Genomic DNA, 20,294 nt, shown 5'->3' on the forward strand with positions numbered 1-20,294 from the left:
AACGGGATCGGTGATCACGACCCTCGGTGCTCGTGACATCGATCCTGCTCCGCGCGGCGTCCCACCCCTACCTCGCCGACCACGAGATCGGCGGGACGCCGGTCGTGCCGGTGGCGCTGGTGCTGGAGTGGTTCGCGGCCGCGGCGGCCGACCGGCCGAAGCCGCTGGTGCTGCGCAGAACGAACGTGCTGCGCAAGATCTCGCTCACCGGGTTCCGCGCGGCCGGTGACCGGTACGCGGTGCGCCGCGAGGTCACCGGCCCCGACCTGGGGCTGACCCTGGTCGACGACAACGGGCTCCCGCACTACCGCGCGTCGGTGACGCGCAACGAGGCGCTGGAACCGAGTGCGCCGTGGACGGTGCCGTCCGGCCTGCGCCCGCCGCCGCGGCTCAACACCTACGACGGCAACGTCCTCTTCCACGGGCCTGCTTTCCGCTCCATCAAACGGTTCCACGGCCTGTCGCCGACGGGCGCGGTCGGTGTCGTCGTCGGCCTCCGCGAGCTCGGCTGGCCGGACGACGGCTGGCACACCGACCCGCCCGCGGTCGACGGCGGCATCCAGCTGGCCGTGCTGTGGGCCGAGCAGGTCATCGGCGCCGCGACGCTGCCGATGTCCGTCCGCGAGTTCCGCGTGCACCGGCCGGGCCCGTTCCCCGGGCCGGTGCGCGGCTTCGTGCGCAGGCGCCGGGCCGACGCGCTGTCCGCCGAGTGCGACATCGGTTTTGTGGGCGTCGACGGCGTGCCGCGCCTCGAGCTCGTTGGTGTGTCCCTGATCGCCCGGCCAGACGGAGCAACCCGATGATGATCTCCAAGGGTTGCGACGACCCGCAGCTGCGCGACGTCGACACCGAGTTCCGCGAGGTGCTCACCTCGATGCTGCCCATGGTGCGGGCCAGCGTGGTGAGCAGGCGGAGGTTCTTCCACTCCCGCTCGACGACGCTGCGCGGCGGCATCCGCGTGCTGGAGGACCCGGACCTCCCCGAGCACGGCTTCTTCCGCCCCGGCAGGCGGTTCGACGTCATCGCCAGGTACGCCAACGGGTACGGCACCGACGACATCGCACCGGCCGTGCGCGGGCTGACCCTGCGCCTGGTGGAGAACGCGCGGACGACCGACGGCCTGCTCGACCTGCCGCTCAACACCGGCGAGTGCTTCTACGTGCCCACGGCGGACGCGTTCCGGCGCGCGCAGCACGACGGCCCGGAGCGCGACGACCTGCTGCGCCGCAACCCGCACTACCGCGACGTCATCTGGCGCAGCGTCCGCAGGCCGACGTCGTTCACCACCTACCGCTACTACTCGCAGGCACCGACGTGCTTCGTCGACACCGCGGGCGCGCTGTCGTTCGCGCGCTACCGGGTGCTGCCCGGCCCCGGCCAGGGCGGGTCGCAGGACCGCAGCGCGGTGAGCCCGGCGGGCATGTGGATGCCGCCGCACCCGCCGAACACGCTGTCGCGCGACCCCGACGACCGGCGCCCGCGCTCGTACCTGCACGACGACCTGCGCTACCGGGTGCTCACCGCACCGGTGCAGGGTCTGCTCCAGGTCCAGCTGCACCCCGGCGAGGACGGCGACGCCGCGCTCGACGCGACCCGCCCGTGGCCGGAGCGCTGGCGCGACCTCGCGGAGTTCTCCCTGGACCGGCTGATGGACGACGAGCTGGTGGAGCCACTGCGGTTCAGCCCCGCGACCGCCCCGCCCGAGCTGGGCATCGCACTGGCCAGGTCCCCGCACGAGAACGCCTCGCTCAACCACCTCCGCGCACTCGTCTACCACCTGGCGTCCTCGGCCCGAATCACGTAGTTGACACCGCAGGCTAATGGCATTAGCTTTTCGGCTATGGGAGATAGCCGTGGCTAGGCCGGCGTTGTCGACGTCCGCCGTCGTGGACGCCGCGCTGGCCGTCGTGGACGAGCTGGGCGCGACCGCCTTGACGCTGGCGAACGTCGCGAGCCGCACCGGTGTCGCGACGCCGTCGCTGTACAAGCACGTCGGCGGTCTCGCGGACCTCCAGAAGCTGGTCGGCGTGCGGATACTCGACGAGATGACCGCGCGGTTCAGCTCGGCCGCGATGGGCCGCAGCGGCGACGACGCGGTGGCGGCGCTGATGCGCGAGTACCGCGCGTACGCCGCCGAGCACCCGAAGCGCTACCCGCTCGCGCCCGTGGATCCGCTGCACGACCCGGCGCAGCGCGAAGCGGGGGTGCGGCTGCTCGAGGTGATGCTCGCGGCGCTGCGCGAGTACGGCCTGTCCGGCTCGGCGGCCATCCACGCCACGCGGCGCCTGCGGGTGGTCGTGCACGGCTTCGCGTCCATCGAGGCGGCGGGCGGTTTCGGCCTGCCGGAGGAGCTGGACGACACCTACGAGCAGCTCATCGACATGTACCTGGCGAGCCTGAGGAGAGACTGATGTCAACGAATCGCATGGGCGCGGTGTTACTCGCGGCCGCCGGCGTGCTGTTCCTGCTCTACCCCGCCATCCGCCCGTGGGAGGACGAGTCCACTGTGGAGGGAGCGACCAAGGCGATCGGCTCCGACGCCTGGGTCGCATCGCACCTCTTCGCGATGCTCGGGTTCATCCTGGTGCCGCTGGCACTGCTCGCCATCCGGGTCACCGGCGCGGCGCTCGTGACGTTCTGGGTCGGCGTCGGCCTGACGCTCCCCTACTACGGCGCCGAGGACTTCGCGCTGAACGCCGCGGCGAAGAACCAGTCCGACCTGCTCGCCATCGTCGAGGACTTCCGGTACGGCACGGTCGCGGTCACGACGTTCTCGATCGGCCTGCTGCTCATCGCGGTCGGCGCGATCCTCACCGCCAGGGCGATCGCGCGCACCGAACTGCGGTGGAGCGCAGTGCTGTTCGCCGCCGGCTTCGCGCTGTTCCTGCCGCAGTTCTTCACGCCACCGGCCGTGCGGATCGCGCACGGCGTGCTGCTGGCCGCGGGCTGCGTCGGGTTCGCCGTGGCCGTCTGGCGCGCGGACGCCAAGCGGCCTGTCACCGCGAGCTGAACACCAGGTCCACAAAGGACCAACGGTCACAGCTTGCGCAGACCCGTCAGCACCCGCTCCAGCAGCCCCATGTCCGGCCGGTCCGCGCCGTTCGACGACGCCGTGAGGTGCACGTCGAGCAGCCCGCGACCGGCCATGTCACCGAGCAGCACGCGCGCGACGCCGAGCGGAAGCCCGCGCAGCGCGGCGATCTCGGCGACCGAACGGGGTTGCCCGCACAGGTCCAGCACCTCGTGGTGCTCCGGCTGCAGCGCCGCGAGCTGCGCCCGGTCGTTCACCGAGACCAGCGTCTCGATCTCCAGGTGGTAGTCCGACTTCGTGCGGCCACCGGTCCACGCGTAGGCGCGCACGATCGACGCCGACGTGTCCACCGGGTGCGCCGGGAACAGGTCGAACTGCTGCGTCTCGAACATGTCGTCCGGCAGCTCGTCGTCGGCGGGTTCGGGTGACGGCTCCGGTTCCTCCGGCGCGTCGTCACGCCGTCGAATCCGTGCGCTGTCAAGGCTGAACCCGTTGAGCAGGTCGGCGAACGACTGCTCGACGGGCTCTTCTTCGTCGAATCTCACAGGTCACGCCCTATGGAGCTCAGCACGCAGTTCCGGGGTCAGCAGCTCGCCGACCTGCCGGACGATCACGGTCATCTCGTACGCGACCTGACTGACGTCGCTGTCAGCGGACGCGAGAACGGCAAGGCACGCACCGTCTCGAATGGACATCAACAGCATGACGCCGCGCTCCATCTGCACGACGGTGCGCACGACGGACTCGCCTGCGAAGCAACGGGAAGCCGTCTCCGCGAGGCTCGACACACCGGCCGCGATGGCGGCGAACTGGTGCGCGCGGTCCTCGGGCAGCTTCGACGACGACAGGAGCAACAAGCCGTCGACCGAGATCACGACGGCGTGCGAGACACCGGGTACGCGCTCGGTGAAGCTGGTGATCAGCCAGCCGAACTGGTCGACCTGCGTCGTCATCGACTCTCCTGGAAACCCTGCTGCACGCCGCGTTGGTAGTTGACGAGGAAACCTCTTGCCTGCTCGGGTGTTTGCCGCCCTGTCGTCGCAGGAGCGCTGTTCTCGAACCACGACATTCCTCGCACGGCGCCATCATCCACGGCTTGACCGCGGAACGACGACCAGGTCTCCTCTTCCGGCCCCTGCTCCCGGACGGGCACCAGCTCGGCGGGAACGTCCACGACCGCACGCACACCGGTGCCGTGCGGGGCGTGGTGCAGCCGCACCGAAACGCGGTGCCGCGCAGCCAGCCTGCCCACCACGAAGAGGCCCATCTCGCGGAACACCTGGACCTCGGCGCCGTCGTGCGCGGCGAGCCGGTCGTTGGCCGCCACCAGGTCATCCGGGCTCATGCCGATGCCGGAGTCGATGATCTCGACCTGCACCGAGCCGTCGGCGGCGGCGCGCGCGCCGATCATCACCTGGGTGTGCGGCGGGGAGAACGCGGCGCCGTTGTCGAGCAGTTCGGCGATGAGGCGGACGAGGTCGCCCGCCACGTAGCCGAGCACGTCGACGGACGGCGTCGCGAGCACCACGACCCGTTGGTACTGCTCGATCTCCTGCGCTCCGGCGCGCAGCACGTCCGCAAGAGGAACCGATCGGGTGAACCTGCGGGTGGCGTCGCTGCCGGACAGCACCATCAGGTTCTCGTTGTTGCGGCGCATCCGGGTCGCGAGGTGGTCCAGCTTGAACAGGTTCGCGAGCTGCTCAGGGTCCTCCTCGAACTTCTCCAGCTCCTCCATGAGCTTCAGCTGCCGCTCGACGAGGCTCTGGCTGCGCCGGGAGAGGTTCACGAAGATGTTGCGCATGTTCGCGCGCAGGCCCGCCTGCTCGATCGCCGCGCGGACGGCCTGCTGGTGCACCGCGTCGAACGCGCGCGCCAGCTCGCCCAGCTCCTCGGTGGTGTGCACCGGGACCGGCTCGATCTCCGTCTCGGCACGCCCGGTCGAGACGACCTTCGGCAGCTGGTTCCACGCGACGTTGAGCGCCGCGCGGCGCAACGTGTTCAGCGACCGCAGCAGCGTGCGGCCGATGATGAAGCCGACGGTGATCGCGACGATCAGGCTGGCGAACAGGATCACCGACGCGCCACCGGCCTGGTCGCTGGTCTCGTTGCGCAGCTTGTCCGCCGCGGTGCGCAGCTCGCCGAGCAGACCCTGCGCGACCTCGTCGAGCGACGCCGCGGTGGAGGCGCAGACCCGCTTCCACTCCTCCGGCGAGATCGGCAGCGCCTCGGGCTTCGGCGGTTTCGCCAGGCCCGCGGGCTTCTCGTCCAGCGCCGGGTGGGTGAGCGCCGTCTCCAGCAGCTTCTTGTGGGTCTCGATGTCCGGGCCGTTGAAGCGCTTCCAGTACATGTCGAGCTGCGCGGGCGTCACGAGCGCGGCGAACTTGCCGCTCGTGTACTTGAGCCGCACGTTCGTCTCGTACAGCGTCCTGATCTCGGCACCGAGCAGCTGGCCGCGGGCGAGCCCGGCCAGCACGATCGCCTGCTGGTGGCGCACCTGCTCCTGCACGTTCGCGACCTCGTGCAGCGCCACGGCCGTGCGGGACAACCCGGCGTCGCCGAACTCGCTGCCCAGCGCCTCGTCGACGTCGAGCAGCGCGTCGACGACCTCGCTGTAGTCGCCGATGGCGGACGGCCGGTCGACCTCACCCGTGCGCACCTGCTCGCGCAACGCGGGCAGCCCGTCGAGCCGCTTGCCCGCCTCGACGAGCCTGGTCGTGACGACCTCGCCGAGCCCGTCCGCGCGGTCGACGGACTGCCTCAGCGCGGTGCGCGCGACCTCGGTCTTCGCGGTCTGGCCGGTGTACGCCGGTGACGCACCGCCCTCGGCCGCGAGCCAGCGCTCCGCCTGCACCCCGTTCAGCACGGGGAGCAGGGCGGAGCGCAGCTTCACCAGCCGTTGCATGGCCGCGTAGGAGTCGGCGCGCTCGACGTAGCCCTGGATCTGCAGCACGCCCGCGCCGATCGCGATGGTGACGGGCACGACCAGCACCGCCGCCAACTTGACGGGCAGGCGCCAGTTTCGCCAGTCGACGATCTTCTGGATCATTTCTACGAGAACAGCTTGGCCGCGTTCAGGGTCAGCCGGTACAGGCCGTACAGCAGCGGCACGGTCACCCACGTCCACGCCGCGAGCAGCAACAACCTCTGGGACTTCACTTGCGCACCACGCCTTCTTCCGACTCCACTTCGGACTGCACGGCTTCCGCCTCCGCGGCGTTCCACTTGGCTGCGGTCGCCTCGTCCGTCTTGACCGGCCCTGAGCCGGATTCATGCGAGGCGGCCTCGGTGGCGGGTTCGTGGAACCGCGCGTTCACCGGGCGGATCAGCTCGTTGGCGACGAAGCCGATCACCAGCAGCGTGATCATGATGTAGAACGAGGCGGTGTACAACTCGGGACCGGTGCGGCCGGCCGACTTGCCCGCGTCGGCGATCGCGTTGACGATCAGCGGCCCGAGGACACCCGCCACCGACCACGCGGTCAGCAGCCTGCCGTGGATGGCGCCGACCTGGTACGTGCCGAAGAGGTCCTTGAGGTACGCCGGGATCGTCGCGAAACCGCCGCCGTAGAACGACAGGATCACCATAGCGCTCACCACGAAGAGAAGCTTCGAGGAATCACCCGCAAGTGCGATGGTGAGGTACATCAGCGCGCCGACACCGAGGTAGAGGCGGTAGATGTTCTTGCGTCCCACCAGGTCCGATGTGGACGACCAAACGATACGGCCCGCCATGTTCGCCGCGGAGAGCAGCGCGACGAAACCGGCCGCCGCGGTGAGCGCGATCGGGGTGCTCGTGTTCTTGAAGAAGTCGACCAGCATGGGCGCGGCCTTCTCCAGGATGCCGATGCCCGCCGTGACGTTGAAGCAGAGCACGACCCACAGGCACCAGAACTGGGGCGTCTTGATGGCGTTGCGGGCGGAGACGTTGAACGCGCTCGCCGCCACCTTCTGCTCGACGGACTGCGCGGGCACGCGGATCAGCAGGACGCCGACGCTCATGAACACGGCGTAGACCACGCCGTGCACGAGGAACGTCTGCCCGATGCCGACAGGGGTCGCACCGAACGAGGCGAGCATCTGCGAGGACCACGGCGACGCGATCAGCGCGCCACCACCGAAACCCATGATGGCGATGCCGGTCGCCATGCCCGGCCGGTCGGGGAACCACTTGATCAGCGTGGACACCGGCGAGATGTAGCCGATGCCGAGCCCGATGCCGCCGACGATGCCGTAGCCGAACACGATCAGCCAGTACTGCTGGGTGAACGCGCCCGCGGCCGAGATCAGCAGGCCGGAGCAGAAGCACACCAGCGACACGAACATGGCCCAGCGCGGACCCTTGCGCTCCACGAGCGTCCCACCGAGCGCGGCGGACAGGCCCAGCATCACGATGCCGAGCTGGAACGGGAGCGCACTCGCCGTTCCGGAGATCCCGAGCGATTTCTCCAGTGGCGTCTTGAACACACTCCACGCGTATGCCTGTCCAATTGACAGGTGAATCGCGAGTGCGGCGGGAGGAACTAACCAGCGGTTCCATCCGGGGTGCGCGACTGTTCTAGAGCGGTCCAGCAGACCCACTTTATCTCTACCTTCCCCATTAGGTGGACCGAGCGATCGTAGGCCAGAGATGCACCCCCGACAATGCTCTTATTTGTTGACTGCGCAAAGACCTACTCGTGAGTCACCCTCACATGCGTCCATTTGAGACGAATGGACTGTCCCAAAACGGACAGATCGCCAGCTGTCGGTATGACTAACTGTCATTGACTGGACACGTGTTACCGCTACCCTGGACGCCGCCGACGAGGGGTGGGGGTTCATGACGAAGGCGCTGTGGTCGCCTGTCGAAACGCGTCAAGCGCATCAGGAAAACTCGGGATTCGCGACGTTCGCAGATCCCGATGTTCCGTCATATGTCGACGCCGACGGAAAGCCCGACTTCGAACTCATCCGCGACAGCGATGATTTCCGGCTGCTGCGCAGGCGGCTCGTTCTGTTCGTCTTTCCGATGAGCGCGCTGTTCCTCTGCTCGTACATGACGTTCGTGCTGCTGTCCGCTTATGCGTACGACTTCGTGAGCCACCGCGTCTTCGGTGTGGTCAACGTCGGCATCCTGCTCGGACTGGGCCAGTTCGTGACCACCATCATCATCACCTTGACCTACGCCAGGTACGCCAAGCGCAAGCTCGATCCCCAGACCAAGGTGATCAGGGGCATGGCCGGGCTCCCGGACTAGAAGCAACGGAGACCACGCAAGCCATGGAGACCGGCAACCCGGCGCTGAACCTCAGCGTCTTCGCGGTGTTCGTCCTGATCACCCTGTACATCGTCTACCGGGCGAGCAGCCGCAACGTGACGGCGTCGGACTACTACGCCGCAGGTAGCAGCTTCAACGGCGTGCAGAACGGGGTCGCGCTGTCCGGCGACTTCCTGTCCGCCGCGTCGTTCCTCGGCATCTCGGGCGGCATCGCGGCGCACGGCTACGACGGCTTCCTGTACTCCGTCGGCTGGGTGGTCGCCTGGCTCGTCGGCCTGCTGCTGATCGCCGAGCGCCTGCGCAACACCGGCCGGTTCACCGTCGGCGACGTGCTCGCCTACCGGATGAAGCAGCGCCCGGTCCGCGCCGCCGCGGCCAACGCGACGCTGGTCATCTCGTTCTTCTACATGATCGCGCAGATGGCGGGTGCCGGCGGCCTGATCGCGTTGCTGCTCAACGTGGAGTCGAAGGTCGGCCAGGCCGCGCTGATCGCGGTGGTCGGCGCGGTGATGGTGTTCTACGTGCTGGTCGGCGGCATGAAGGGCACCACGTGGGTGCAGATCATCAAGGCCGTGCTCCTGCTGCTGTGCGTGACGCTGATGAGCGTGTTCCTGCTGGGCAAGTTCGGCTTCAGCGTGTCGTCGATCATGGAGACCGGCGCGGAGCACAACGAGCTCGGTGAGGCCGTGCTCTCCCCCGGCGCCCAGTACGGCAAGTCGTTCATCTCGAAGCTGGACTTCGTCTCGCTCGCGCTGTCGCTGGTGCTGGGCATCGCCTCGCTGCCGCACGTGCTGATGCGGTTCTACACGGTGCCGAACGCCGCCGAGGCGCGCCGCTCGGTCGTCTGGGCGACCTGGACGATGGTGACCTTCTACCTGTGCACGCTGGTGATCGGCTTCGGCGCGATGGCGCTGGTCGGCACGGACGTCATCAAGGCCGCGCCCGGTGGCGAGAACTCGGCCGCGCCGCTGCTGGCGTTCCACATCGGCGGCGCGGTGCTGCTCGGCGTGGTCTCGGCCGTCGCGTTCGCCACGATCCTCGCCGTCGTCGCCGGCCTGACGCTCGCCGCGTCCGCGTCCTTCGCGCACGACGTCTACGCGAGCGTGATCAAGCGCGGCAACGCGGACCCGCGCAAGGAGGTGCGGGTCGCCCGCATCACCGCCATCGTCGTCGGCTTCCTGTCGATCATCGGCGGCATCGCGGCCAACGGCCAGAACGTCGCGTTCCTGGTGTCGCTGGCACTGGCGCTCGCCGCGTCCGCGAACCTGTCGACGATCCTGTACTCGCTGTTCTGGCGGCGGTTCAACACCACCGGCACGCTGTGGTCGATCTACGGCGGCCTGGTGTCGTGCCTGGTGCTGATCATCTTCTCGCCGGTCGTGTCCGGCGGGCCCAAGTCGTTGCTGCCGGACGTGGACTTCGCGTGGTTCCCTCTCGGCAACCCCGGCCTGGTCTCGATCCCGCTGTCGTTCCTCTGCGGGTTCCTCGGGACGATCTTCAGCAAGCGCGAGGCCCACACCAGGAAGACCGCCGAGATGGAGGTCAGGGCCTTCACCGGCGTCGGCTCCGGCCTGTAGGAACGACGCCATGGGCGTTCGGCGACTGGCAGACATCCCTGGGTTCAGCATCGACCGCGTCGCCGCTGCCGCCGGTGACGACCCGGACGTGCTCCGCCTGGAGAACCTCGACACCGACCTCGCACCACCCGCGGGCGTGGTCGAGGCGACCGCGGCGGCGGTCGGCGAGGACGCTGCCAACAGCTGGCTGCCCTTCACCGGACGCGACGACCTGAAGGACGCGGTGGCCGCGTTCGTCGAACGCCGGGGCGGGCCGCGCTACGACGGACGGCGCGAGATCGTCATCACCTCGGGCCAGGGCGACGCCATGCTCGACGCGCTGTTCTGCCTGACCGATCCCGGCGACGAGGTCGTCCTCACCGACCCGACGTACGCGGGCATGCTCAACCGCGTCCGCCTCGTGGGCGCCGTGCCGCGCCTCGTCCCGTTGCACGTCGTCGCCGGCCACTGGCGGCTGGACCTCGACCGGCTGCGCGCGGCGATCACCGGCCGGACCAGGGTCGTCTTCGTCAACAACCCGTCGTTCCCGAGCGGCTGGGTCGCGAGCGACGAGGAGTGGGACGCGATCGCCGGGATCTGCCGCGAGCACGACGTGCGGCTGCTCTACTGGGCGGACTTCGAGAGCGTCCTGTTCGACGGCCGTCCGCTCCGGCACCCCGCGGCGCTGCCGGGCATGCGGGACCGGACCGTGACGATCGGGTCCCCGCTGGAGAAGCGCATGATCGCCTGGCGCGTCGGGTGGGTCGTCGCACCGGGTGACCTGGTGAACGACGTCTCCCGCGTGCACATCTACAACGGCCTGGTGGCGAGCGGTTTCGCGCAGGTCGGTGCCCGCGTCGCGCTCGGCGAACCCGACTCGGGCCAGGCGGCCGCGAACGCCGAGTGGGAGCGCAGGCGCGACGAGACCGTGCGTCAGCTCGCCGGGTTGCCCGTGGTCAGCGCGGCGGGCGGGTGGTCGTTGCTGCTCGACACCGCCGCCATGGGCGTCGACTGCGGCGAGCTCTCCGCACGGCTGCTGGAGCAGCAGGTGGCGGCGACACCGATGCGCGGCTGGGGCGGCGAGGTCGCCGACCGGCACCTCCGGTTCGTCTTCAGCAACGAGCCCGTGGAACGGATCGCGTTGCTGGGCGAACGACTGCGCCGAGCGCTGTGACACCGGCCACACCTTCAACGTTCCGAGGTCGTCGGAGGGTTTCCCGTCCGCAACCGTGAACCAGGAACGGAAGGGGGCGACGTGCCGGACGGGTACGACCAGTTCGTCGCCGATCGACTCGATCGGCTACTGCGGTACGCCACCGCGATCACGTGCGACAAGCACCTGGCACAGGACGTCGTGCAGAACGCGCTGCTCAAGGCGCAGCAGCGGTGGGACCGCATCGGTGCGATGGACGCGCCCTACCTGTACGTGAAGCGCATCGTCACCAACGAGTACCTGTCGTGGCGGCACCGCAGGGCGGCGCGGGACATCGCGTCGTCGCACAGCGCGCTCGCCGAGATCGGCCCGACGGTCGCCGACCCGGCCGTGCAGCACGCGGAACGGGACGCCATGCGCGCCCGGATCGCGGTGCTGCCGCGCAAGCAGCGGGCGGCGCTCGTGCTGCGGTACTACGAGGACAGCACCGACGCGGAGATCGCCGCGGTGCTCGGCTGCACGGAGGGCACCGTCCGCAGCCACATCTCGCTCGCGCTGCGGACGTTGCGCGCGAACGCCACCCGGACCGTCGCGGAGGTGCTGTGATGAGTGAGCTCGACAACCTGATCCGGCAGGCCATCGCCGCCGAGGCCGACGAGCGGGTCGACCCGCGAACCGTGCTGGCCGAGCTGCACCGCAGGCGCCGCCGCCCGCTCGGGCTGATCATCGCGGCGGGCGCGACCGCGGCCGCCGTCGCGATCGCCGTGGCGCTGATCGTCCCTCGCACCACACCGACGGTGAACAACGCCGCTCCCCCGGCGGGCACCCCGCAGACCGCGTTGCTGATCGGGCTCGACGACCACGCGCACGCCGACGCGATCGTGCTGGCGCGGGTCGGCGCCGACGGGGAGCTCAGCGCGGTGTCGTTGCCGCGCGACTCGCTGGTGGACGTCGAAGGCCACGGGCTGAACAGGCTGAACGCCGCGTACGCGATCGCGCACCAGGAGGCGAAGGGCGAGGACCCGGACGAAGCCGGTGCGCGGAGCCTGGTGAAGACGGTCGAGCAGGTCACCGGCACGAAGATCGACCACTACGCGGCGGTGAAGATGTCGAGCTTCGGACAGGTCGCGTCCGCGCTGGGCGGTGTGGACGTCTGCCTGACGAAGCCCGCGCGCGACCATTACTCCGGTGTGGATCTCCCGGCCGGCGAGCAGACGCTGTCCGGTGACCAGGCGCTGGCGTTCCTGCGGCAGCGGTTCGGGCTCGACAAGGGCGACCTCGACCGGGTCGCGCGGCAGCAGGCCTTCCTCGCGTCGGTCGCCGCGAAGCTGGTGCGCAGCCCGGACAAGCTCGACGACCTGGTGCGTGCGGTCGGCCCGCACGTCCGCGTCGACAGCGGGTGGGACGTGCTGGCATTCGTGAAGCGAATGACTCCGGGCAGCGCGGTGCGCATGGGGACGATCCCGGTCGGCACGCCGTCGAACGAGACGCCGGGCCTGCCGCTCGACCTGACCGCGGTCCGCGAGTTCGTCGCGAAGTTCCCGGCCGAGGGCGCGCCGACGGGCGGCACACCGGGGAAGACCACTGCCTGCGTGAGCTGAAAGTCACCGGAAAGGATCTTGCGCAACGGGTGCTGGGTGGCCTTGCCCACCCAGCACCACGTGGGTAAAGTCTGGCATCCGCCGCTCGGAAAGCGCTTTCCCGACCGCAACCCACGAGGTGGTGGGATGTCCAGACGCTCGACGTCAGGTGCTGTTGTCGCAATTCTGTTGACGGCCTTGCTCACGCCGGGAGCGAACGCACAGGCCGACGAACCCGTCGCCGACCCGATCCCGACCCCGACCGCATCCGGTCTGGGGCTCGAGATCGAGGAAGTCGCGACCCTTCCCCAGTCCACTGCGGTTCCGCCGCCGACGGACGTGCGGCTGAAGCAGTGGAACCGGATCAACTACTTCGGCGAGGTCCCCGACCGCTCCGGCCGCACGTACGTGCCGGACCTCAACGGCAGGATGTACCTGCTGGACCACGGCACGCAGCACGTCTACCTGGACGTCGGCGCCGCCGTCGGCGCGGACTTCCACACCTACCGCGGACTCGGCAGCGGGTTCGGCTTCGTCGCGTTCGACCCGAAGTTCGCCCGCAACGGTCGGTTCTACACCGTCCACACCGAGGCGGGGAACGCTCTCACCACCAAGAAGCCCGACCTGCCGTCCGCGCCGGACGCCCAGGTGCACGGTGTGATCACCGAGTGGACCGCGACCGACCCGAAGGCGAACACGTTCGCGGGCACCCGCCGCGAGATGCTGCGGATCGGGTTCGGCACGTTCATCCACGGCCTCCAGGAGATCGGCTTCAACCCGAACTCGAAGTGGTGGGACGACGACTACGGCCTGCTGTACATCGCGGCGGGCGACGGCGGCGTCGGCCTGCGCACGACCGTCCCGCAGGACCTCGGCGTGCCGCAGGGCAAGATCCTGCGCATCGACCCGCGCGGGAAGAACGGCGTGAACGGCCACTACGGCATCCCGGCGAAGAACCCGTTCGTCGGCAAGCCCGGTGCGCTGGGCGAGATCTACGCCTACGGCCTGCGCGACCCGTACCGCTTCAGCTGGGACGCGGGCGGGCGGCACCGGATGTTCCTCGGTCACATCGGCGAGAAGGTCGTCGAGTCCGTGTACGAGGTCAAGCCGGGCGCGAACTTCGGCTGGAGCGAGCGGGAAGGCCGCTTCAACTACGTCAAGAACGATCCGAGCTGCCGCATCTTCCCGCTGCCCGCGGACGACGCCAAGTTCGGCTACAGCTACCCCGTCGCCGGTTTCGACCACGACCGGCTGCCGACGTCACGTCCGTGCAGCGACAGCGGGAACGCGCTGATCGGCGGGTTCGTCTACCGCGGCCACAAGATCCCCGAGCTGCGCGGCAAGTACATCTACGGCGAGGGCGTCAAGGGCTACGTCCTGTACGCCAACGAGCGCGAGATGAAGTCGGACTCGATGGCCGCGACGCACAGCCTGATGCTCTACGACAAGTCCGGCCAGCGCGTCACGTTGCAGCAGCTCGTCGGCAAGGAGCGCGTCGACCTGCGGTTCGGCCAGGACAGCCGCGGCGAGCTCTACATACTCGCCAAGGCGAACGGCAAGATCTGGAAGGTCGTCGGCGCTCGCAAGTTCGCGGACTGCCGCACCGGGCACGACTTCGTCTGGGGCGCCACGAAGGCGCGCGACTGGCAGCCGGTCACGCCGGCGAAGTGGCAGTTCCCCGGCCGTGAGGTCGTGCTGGCCGAGGCGGGCGTGGCGCGACCGGGCCCGCGCAGGCCGTTCGAGTACGCGGTGCTCTCCAAGGGACCGTCGTTCGGGTCCGTGCGGATCGACGCCGAGGTCAGGCTGGACACACCGGTCGAGGTGTCGAACCGCGACGTGATCATCGTGTTCGGCTACAAGTCCGACACCGAGTTCTACTACGCGCATCTGTCGTCGGACAACAAGATCTACCCGCACAACGGGATCTTCGCGGTGAACAACGCGGACCGGGTGCGGCTCGACGACCAGTGGGACGAAGCGCGGTCGGTCGGTGCGCTGCCCGCGGTCAAGGACGCCGCGTGGCACCGGGTCTCGGTGAAGCACTGCGCGGGGACCGGTGAGATCGCGGTGTACGTGGACGGCTCGTCCGCGCCGCTGATGACGGCGGTGAACAAGACGTTCTCGTCCGGACGGGTCGGCTTCGGGTCGTTCGACAACATCGGCAGGATCCGGAACCTGCGCGTGCTCGGGGAGGGCGAGTGAGAAGGGTTCTGGCTGTTTCCTGCGCGCTGCTGTTGTGCTTCTCGCTGACCGCACCCGCGCAGGCGACACACCTGCCGATCGTGCTGCCGAGCCTGGCGCGCGACCTGGTGTCGTACTACGACTTCGAGCACCCGCTGCCGGGCAACCCGGCGCTGGAACGCGATCGCGGTCGTTCCGGCACGCACCTGTCGTTGCTCAACGGCGGCAAGGACATGCGGGTGCGCGACCGGGCGTTCCCGGCGAGCCGGTCGGCGTTGCAGCTCAAGCAGGTCAACCCGACGGTCGCCGGTAACGACGACTGGAAGGCGGGCGTGTGGGCGCCGGTGCCCGGTGTGCCGACGTTGCACGCGTTCAACGGCGCGCGCGAAATGTCCATCATGGGCTGGTTCAAGATGACCGGCCAGAACCCGGCGCCGAACTCGAACTCGGCCAACCCGGACGACTTCTACGGCGCGATCGGGCTGGCCGGGCTGCTGTCCGGTGACTCGAACGGGCACGCGGTGCGCGGGTTGCTCGAGCTGATGAACGTCAACGGCAAGATGAGCCTGGTGGCGCTCGGCCGTCGCGTCGACGGTGCGGCGTCGCAGTACTTCACGGCCAACGCGGACTGGCAGACGTTGTTGCCCGCCAACGAGTGGGTGTTCCTGGCGGCGACGTTCAACTTCGACACCGGGGCCATCGCCTTGTACCGCAACGGAAAGCCGGTCGATGGCTTCTACGCGGTGACCGGTGACCCGTGGGCGTTGGTGGGCGAGCCGGAGCCGGACCTGGCGTCGCCGACCGATCCGCTCGGCATCAAGATCGGCGGCAGCTACCCGCAGAACCACCGGGAGACCAACGCCTGCAACTGCCGGATGGACAGCCTGATGTTCCTCGACCGCGCGGTGTCCAAGTGGGAGGTGCACTTCCAGTACGAGTGGATGAGGCACCTGCCGGGCTGATCCCCTGTCGGTGAGTGGCCGGAGCTACTCCAGCTCCGGTCGCTCGCCACCACCCTCGAGTGCCAGCGGCTCGTGGTGTTCGTTCTCCCAGTCGTTCCACCGGCGTTCGCGGCGTTCCCGCTCCTTCTCGATCCACTCGCGACCCTCGGCGGCGACGGACTCGAGTATCCGCAGCGCGCTCGTGACGCCCGAGTTCTCCAGCGCCAGCTCCGCCAGCTTCTTCTTGTCCTCGACGGCTTTGTCGACGAGTCCCTCGAAGTTCTCCATCACCACGGTGATCTCGTCGTCGTTGACGAGCCGGAGCCGGAAAGCCTTGCTGCGCACGTAGTTGTCCGTCTTGTCGGTGATCTCGACCCCGTCCTCGCCGAACACCAGCACCTGCCGTTCCTCGCCGGCGAACTTGATGCCGACCTCGAGCACCTGCGCCGACGCGAGCGAGCTGTAGCTGAAGGCGTTGCGGTACTCGTTGCGCAGCGCGCCGGTCTCGAAGTCCAGCTCGATCTCGACCTCGCGGACCCCGTTGTCGGTCAGCAGGAAGACCTTGACCGTGTAGGCCGAGTAGCGCGGCGCCCCGTGCAGCACCCTGGCGCGCTTGGCCGTCGAGGCTCCCTCGGTGAGCAGGACCTGGGCGATGATGTCCCGGTTGCTGAGTCCGCAGTGCTCGAGCGCCACCGTCTTGATGTGGGACTTGTCGAAATCCAGCCAGCGGGCGATCTCCGCGTCGGACGGGCGCTCGTCGAGCTCCGCGACGCACTCGTCGTAGGCGATCCGCTGCTCTTCGACCATGCGCTCGTTGTCGGCGCGTTCCTCCCGCAGGGCGAGGCGGTCGCCGAGGAGCTTGACGCCGTTGACGACGCCGACGCTCCCCGCCGCGACCGTGCCCACGAGGACCAGGACGGCCAGGAAGGATGCGCCGGCCAGCTCGATGCCCAGCCCCACCGCGGTGGCGGCCGCGGCCAGTCCGCCGACCATGCCGAGCAGGTCGGCGGCCATCTCCGTCGGACCGACCTTGCGGAAGGCGTACAGGGACCTGTCGCCCCACTGCTTCGCGATGCGCTCGGCGTGCCACTGGACGAGCCAGCTCAGCTCGGTCGGCTGGATCTCCTTGCGCTGCCTGCGGCGGGCGCCCTCCTTGTCCCGCGCCTCGTTGATCTTGTCCGAGAAGGTGGAGTCGCCGAGGTCGGCGACCCGCACGGCGTAGGTGCGGATCAGCCGGTAGGCGAGGCCCCTCCCGATCTTCTCCAGCTCGTCGTCGATGCGCTCGTTGCCCAGCTCCTTGAGCGGGACGTCCTTCCACACCTTCCAGTCGGAGAACCGGTCGGCGATCAGCTGCTCGACGGCGTACCGGAACCCGCGCTTGCTGAACCGGTCGACGTCGAGCACGTGGTCGGGCCGTGCGGACTCCTGGCCGAGCTCGAACGCGTGCCGGGCGCGCCGCCGCGACGCGGCCACCGAGACGGCGCCGGCACCCCAGGCGACCAGTCCGCTCAGCAGCAGGCCGCCGAGCCACCACCCGGCCGCCTGGGTGAGCCACCCGCCGAGCAGCACCAGCCCGCCAGCGAACCCGGCGAGTCCGAACAGCGCCGCACCCCACGTGCTCGGCGTCATGTGGCCGTTGAAGTAGGGCGCGGGCACCTTCGGTTCGATCGGGTCGGCCTGGAAGAACTTCTTCGTCCGGTGACTGCGCTCGTCCGCGCTCCGGCCCTCCTCGACCAGGTCGGCGTTGATCCGGTCCAGCTGGTCCTGCACGGAACCGTTGAGCAACGTGGCCAGGTGCCGGGAGATCTCGATGCGCCGCTCCGTCGGGAGCGTCTGGAGCGTGTCGAGCACGGCGGCCGACCCGTTCCCGCCGTGCTCCTGGGCGAGCACGGACCTGACCAGCGCGACCACCACCGCCAGCGCGGTGTACCACTGGTCGTGCTCGTGCCTGCGCGCGATCTTCCACGCGAGGTCGAAGTTGTCGAACTCCGCGCGCCCCAGCTGGTTGAGCGATCGTTCGCTCAGCACCGCGAGCGCGTAGTAGTAAGCGATCTCGGTCGACTCCAGGCCGCCTCGCAGCACCTCGCCGATCATGTCCTCGGCCACCCTCGGCGAACCGCCCTCGAGGTGGTTGAGCGCGACGAGGTACCGGTTCTTCGGGGTGTCCTCCCCCGTGACCTGGTAGATCGTGTCGTGCTGGTGGAAGACCGCGTCACCGCTGACGACACCGATCTGGGCCTGCACCTTGGCGTTCCCGGAAGCTGTGTTGCGGTTCCCGCGCGACGGTTCGGTCACCACGCCCTCCCTCGCGTTCTCGTTGCTGCGCTCAGTTCCCCGCGTCCGAGCCGAACTGGACGTTGCCGTTGACGACACCGGCCTGCATGACGACGCGGGCGTTGCCGGTGGCGATGTTCTCGACCCGCGGCGCGCGGCTCGAGCCGCCGCCGGTGTCCTCCAGCTCGGCGATGACGGCCGCGGCGAAGTCCGCCGCGGTGCGGGCCGCCTTCACCTGCGATCCGGCGCGGTCGGCGATCTCCTTGGCGCCGTCGGCGTGGTCGCTGATGGCGCGGATGGTCGCGGTCGGCGCGAGGTTGAGGTGGCCTGCGTGCGCGACGCCCGCGCTCTCCATCTCGATCGCGACCGCGTCGTTGTAGTGCCTGCGCAGCTGGTTCGCGAGCGGCGAGTCCTTGGCGTTGAGCACGACCTCGCCCGCCGCGATCGGGCTGAAGTGCACGGACGGCCACTCCCCCGTCCTCGCCACGTGCCTGGCGATCTGCTCGACGTGGTGCGGCGCCTCGAAGGACCGCGGCCGGGCGCTGAACCCGTCCGTGCCGACGTGGCCGCCGTGGTAGGCGTAGACCTTGGTGGCGAAGACGACGTCACCGAGCTCCAGCGACTCGCGCAGGCCGCCCGCGACCCCGACGAACAGCACGAGCCCCGGCCCGAACTCGGCGATCGCGCGTTCGGTGATGGTCGCGGCCACGTGGTTGCCCTTGCCGACGATCGCGAGCGCCACCCGCCTGCCGGCGATGGTGCCCACCTCGAACAGAGTCCCGGCGGGGTGCCGGTGCGTGCGGATGTCCGCCATGTGCGCTCGGACGGCGGCGTACTCCACTTCGAGCGCGGTGAGTATCACGACCATGCGGAGAAGCTAGCTTATTGTCGAGATGACAACAACCGATCCATAGCCAAACTCTATGAATCAAGCCAAATGTCGTAATGACACTAACGGGGGCGCGACATCGGCGGCACCAGCGACTCGGCCTTCCCCGCGCGGTAGAGAGCGGCGGGCCTGCCGTTGCCCGACGAGCGCTTTCCGCCGGTGGGCTCGATGAACCCGTCCGCGTCCGTGACCTTGCGGTGGAAGTTCGGCTTGTCCAGCGCGATGCCCCACACGGCCTGGTAGACCTCGCGCAGCTCGCCGATGGTGAACTCGGGACCGCAGAACGCCGTGGCCACCGTCGTGTGCTGCAGCTTGTCCCGCGCCTGCTCGACGGCGTCCCGCAGGATCTCGTCGTGGTCGAACGCCAGGCCGACGGCGTCCTCGACGGGCACCCACCGGGCCGCCCGCGCGTCGCCGCCCGCGGTCGGCACCGGCAGATCGGGCGCGATGGCGAGGTAGGCGCAGGTGATCACCCGCGGGTCGCGGGGGTCGCGGTCCGGCGCCGAGTACACGCCGACCTGCTCGAGGTGCAGTGCGCCGGGGTCCACGCCGGTCTCCTCGACGAGCTCCCGCGCCGCTGTTTCGTCCAGCGACTCACTCCCGCGCATGAACCCGCCGGGAAGGGCCGCGCTGCCCCGGAACGGCTCGTTCGCGCGCTCGACGAGCAGCACGTGCAGCTCCCCCGACCTGATCGTGAGGATCACCAGGTCGGCGGTGACGGTGACGCGGAGATGACGACTGGCCACGCGTTCCACCCTACTTCATGTCACGATGACATCAAGCAGGGTCCACAGTGGATCCGAGATGGCGGACGACCGCCATCACCCGCCTGCTGACGCCGGTCGACCCGGCGAGCCCGAGCTTGTCGAAGATCGCGTTGATGTGCTTCTCGGCGGCGCTCAGCGAGATGTGCAGGTCCTCGGAGATGCGGGCGTTCGTGAGCCCCTGCGCCATCAGGGCGAGCACGTCCTTCTCCCTCGGGGTCAGCCGTTCCAGCGGTGAGCGGTTCAGCAGCCTCCGCACGACCTCGGGGTCGAACGCGGCACCGCCCTTCGCCACCCGGTCCAGTGCGTCGAGGAACTGCCCGTTGGGGCTTGGCCTCTGCCGGTTTTCATCGGGGCTCGGGTCTTTGCCTGGCTGCCGGTTGTCGTCGGGGCTCGGGTCTTTGCCTGGCTGCCGGTTGTCGTCGGGGCTGGGTTCTTTGCCTGGCCGCCGGTTTCGCCGGGGCTGGGTTCTTTGCCTGGCCGCCGGTTTCGCCGGGGCTGGGGTCTGATGGTTGCTGCGGCTTTGGTGTTTCGGTGTCGGTGGTTGGGTCGCGCCTTCGGCGCAGCGATTGGGCCTTGACAGTGAGGATGTGTGTGGTGGTCCTTGCTGGGTGGGTCTGACTCGTGGCTTGACTGACCTGGTGTCTTTCCCAAGATCTGTCGTCCGGC

At 69.3% G+C, this 20,294-nt stretch carries 19 protein-coding genes and 1 pseudogene; 11 read left to right on the top strand and 9 right to left on the bottom strand.

The features are described from left to right. Positions 1–32: 32 nt before the first annotated feature. From FKR81_RS10395 to FKR81_RS10410, 4 genes are read left to right on the top strand one after another with little or no spacing between them, the layout of a single operon-like run. Positions 33–803, top strand: a complete 771-nt coding sequence (locus tag FKR81_RS10395; protein ID WP_186762894.1) for a polyketide synthase dehydratase domain-containing protein — start codon at positions 33–35, stop codon at positions 801–803. Then, positions 800–1,804, top strand: coding sequence for a catalase family protein (locus tag FKR81_RS10400; RefSeq protein ID WP_146350754.1), 1,005 nt, complete (start codon positions 800–802; stop codon positions 1,802–1,804). Before FKR81_RS10395 ends, FKR81_RS10400 begins: the two co-directional genes overlap by 4 nt. A 49-nt stretch (positions 1,805–1,853) precedes the next feature. After that, positions 1,854–2,411 (top strand): TetR/AcrR family transcriptional regulator, encoded by a 558-nt coding sequence (locus FKR81_RS10405; protein ID WP_186762895.1) that lies wholly within the window; start codon positions 1,854–1,856, stop codon positions 2,409–2,411. After that, positions 2,411–3,010 carry a hypothetical protein gene (locus FKR81_RS10410; protein WP_146350756.1) on the top strand — a complete coding sequence of 200 codons (600 nt, stop codon included), beginning with the start codon at positions 2,411–2,413 and terminating at the stop codon, positions 3,008–3,010. Before FKR81_RS10405 ends, FKR81_RS10410 begins: the two co-directional genes overlap by 1 nt. Before the next feature lie 26 nt (positions 3,011–3,036). Here FKR81_RS10410 and FKR81_RS10415 read toward each other — a convergent pair whose 3' ends face one another. From FKR81_RS10415 to FKR81_RS10430, 5 genes are read right to left on the bottom strand one after another with little or no spacing between them, the layout of a single operon-like run. Beyond that, a complete protein-coding gene (locus tag FKR81_RS10415; protein ID WP_146350757.1) occupies positions 3,037–3,576 on the bottom strand; it encodes a DUF742 domain-containing protein in 540 nt (179 codons plus the stop codon). A 3-nt stretch (positions 3,577–3,579) separates the two neighbouring features. Continuing rightward, complete coding sequence (locus FKR81_RS10420; protein WP_146350758.1) at positions 3,580–3,984, bottom strand: roadblock/LC7 domain-containing protein; 405 nt, start codon at positions 3,982–3,984, stop codon at positions 3,580–3,582. After that, positions 3,981–6,077 (bottom strand): sensor histidine kinase, encoded by a 2,097-nt coding sequence (locus FKR81_RS10425; RefSeq protein WP_146350759.1) that lies wholly within the window; start codon positions 6,075–6,077, stop codon positions 3,981–3,983. Before FKR81_RS10425 ends, FKR81_RS10420 begins: the two co-directional genes overlap by 4 nt. Positions 6,078–6,079: 2 nt before the next feature. Further along, positions 6,080–6,187, bottom strand: a complete 108-nt coding sequence (locus FKR81_RS46235) for an MFS transporter small subunit (RefSeq protein WP_456319412.1) — start codon at positions 6,185–6,187, stop codon at positions 6,080–6,082. Beyond that, a complete protein-coding gene (locus FKR81_RS10430; protein WP_146350760.1) occupies positions 6,184–7,608 on the bottom strand; it encodes an OFA family MFS transporter in 1,425 nt (474 codons plus the stop codon). The genes FKR81_RS46235 and FKR81_RS10430 overlap by 4 nt, the downstream gene beginning before the upstream one ends. Positions 7,609–7,849: 241 nt before the next feature. On the opposite strand from FKR81_RS10430, the gene FKR81_RS10435 reads away from it, so the two are divergent. From FKR81_RS10435 to FKR81_RS10465, 7 genes are all read left to right on the top strand, one after another. Continuing rightward, the gene (locus FKR81_RS10435; RefSeq protein WP_146350761.1) at positions 7,850–8,266 is read left to right on the top strand and encodes a DUF485 domain-containing protein; all 417 of its coding nucleotides are present in this window, start codon (positions 7,850–7,852) and stop codon (positions 8,264–8,266) included. A gap of 23 nt (positions 8,267–8,289) precedes the next feature. Then, positions 8,290–9,864 carry a solute symporter family protein gene (locus FKR81_RS10440; protein ID WP_146350762.1) on the top strand — a complete coding sequence of 525 codons (1,575 nt, stop codon included), beginning with the start codon at positions 8,290–8,292 and terminating at the stop codon, positions 9,862–9,864. Between the two features lie 10 nt (positions 9,865–9,874). After that, on the top strand, positions 9,875–11,017 hold the full coding sequence (locus FKR81_RS10445; protein ID WP_146350763.1) for a pyridoxal phosphate-dependent aminotransferase: 1,143 nt from the start codon (positions 9,875–9,877) through the stop codon (positions 11,015–11,017). Positions 11,018–11,098: 81 nt separating this feature from the next. Beyond that, on the top strand, positions 11,099–11,602 hold the full coding sequence (locus FKR81_RS10450) for a SigE family RNA polymerase sigma factor (protein WP_146350764.1): 504 nt from the start codon (positions 11,099–11,101) through the stop codon (positions 11,600–11,602). After that, positions 11,602–12,597 carry an LCP family protein gene (locus FKR81_RS10455; protein WP_146350765.1) on the top strand — a complete coding sequence of 332 codons (996 nt, stop codon included), beginning with the start codon at positions 11,602–11,604 and terminating at the stop codon, positions 12,595–12,597. Before FKR81_RS10450 ends, FKR81_RS10455 begins: the two co-directional genes overlap by 1 nt. 177 nt (positions 12,598–12,774) lie before the next feature. Beyond that, a complete protein-coding gene (locus FKR81_RS10460) occupies positions 12,775–14,778 on the top strand; it encodes a PQQ-dependent sugar dehydrogenase (protein WP_235921431.1) in 2,004 nt (667 codons plus the stop codon). Continuing rightward, positions 14,775–15,719: a LamG domain-containing protein gene (locus tag FKR81_RS10465; protein WP_146350767.1), complete on the top strand. Its 945-nt coding sequence runs from the start codon at positions 14,775–14,777 to the stop codon at positions 15,717–15,719. The genes FKR81_RS10460 and FKR81_RS10465 overlap by 4 nt, the downstream gene beginning before the upstream one ends. Before the next feature lie 24 nt (positions 15,720–15,743). On the opposite strand, the gene FKR81_RS10470 is transcribed toward FKR81_RS10465, so the two are convergent. From FKR81_RS10470 to FKR81_RS44940, 4 genes and pseudogenes are all read right to left on the bottom strand, one after another. Further along, the gene (locus FKR81_RS10470) at positions 15,744–17,993 is read right to left on the bottom strand and encodes a hypothetical protein (protein WP_146350768.1); all 2,250 of its coding nucleotides are present in this window, start codon (positions 17,991–17,993) and stop codon (positions 15,744–15,746) included. Between the two features lie 31 nt (positions 17,994–18,024). Beyond that, positions 18,025–18,840 carry a 5'-methylthioadenosine/S-adenosylhomocysteine nucleosidase family protein gene (locus FKR81_RS10475; RefSeq protein ID WP_146350769.1) on the bottom strand — a complete coding sequence of 272 codons (816 nt, stop codon included), beginning with the start codon at positions 18,838–18,840 and terminating at the stop codon, positions 18,025–18,027. 83 nt (positions 18,841–18,923) lie between these two features. Then, positions 18,924–19,607 (bottom strand): NUDIX hydrolase, encoded by a 684-nt coding sequence (locus FKR81_RS10480; RefSeq protein ID WP_146350770.1) that lies wholly within the window; start codon positions 19,605–19,607, stop codon positions 18,924–18,926. Positions 19,608–19,638: 31 nt separating this feature from the next. Next, positions 19,639–19,947 (bottom strand): annotated as a pseudogene (locus FKR81_RS44940) (response regulator transcription factor); the annotation flags it as partial. Positions 19,948–20,294 lie beyond the last annotated feature (347 nt).

Origin of the sequence: Lentzea tibetensis (assembly GCF_007845675.1) — a bacterium.
Classification (GTDB): domain Bacteria; phylum Actinomycetota; class Actinomycetes; order Mycobacteriales; family Pseudonocardiaceae; genus Lentzea; species Lentzea tibetensis.

What these genes read in the sequence shown, in the direction of transcription:
- FKR81_RS10475 (WP_146350769.1), bottom strand. Translation starts at nt 18,840, where the DNA reads ATGGTCGTGATACTCACCGCGCTCGAAGTGGAGTACGCCGCCGTCCGA.
- FKR81_RS10400 (WP_146350754.1), top strand. Translation starts at nt 800, where the DNA reads ATGATGATCTCCAAGGGTTGCGACGACCCGCAGCTGCGCGACGTCGAC.
- FKR81_RS10455 (WP_146350765.1), top strand. Translation starts at nt 11,602, where the DNA reads ATGAGTGAGCTCGACAACCTGATCCGGCAGGCCATCGCCGCCGAGGCC.
- FKR81_RS10425 (WP_146350759.1), bottom strand. Translation starts at nt 6,077, where the DNA reads ATGATCCAGAAGATCGTCGACTGGCGAAACTGGCGCCTGCCCGTCAAG.
- FKR81_RS10420 (WP_146350758.1), bottom strand. Translation starts at nt 3,984, where the DNA reads ATGACGACGCAGGTCGACCAGTTCGGCTGGCTGATCACCAGCTTCACC.
- FKR81_RS10440 (WP_146350762.1), top strand. Translation starts at nt 8,290, where the DNA reads ATGGAGACCGGCAACCCGGCGCTGAACCTCAGCGTCTTCGCGGTGTTC.
- FKR81_RS10410 (WP_146350756.1), top strand. Translation starts at nt 2,411, where the DNA reads ATGTCAACGAATCGCATGGGCGCGGTGTTACTCGCGGCCGCCGGCGTG.
- FKR81_RS10445 (WP_146350763.1), top strand. Translation starts at nt 9,875, where the DNA reads ATGGGCGTTCGGCGACTGGCAGACATCCCTGGGTTCAGCATCGACCGC.
- FKR81_RS10435 (WP_146350761.1), top strand. Translation starts at nt 7,850, where the DNA reads ATGACGAAGGCGCTGTGGTCGCCTGTCGAAACGCGTCAAGCGCATCAG.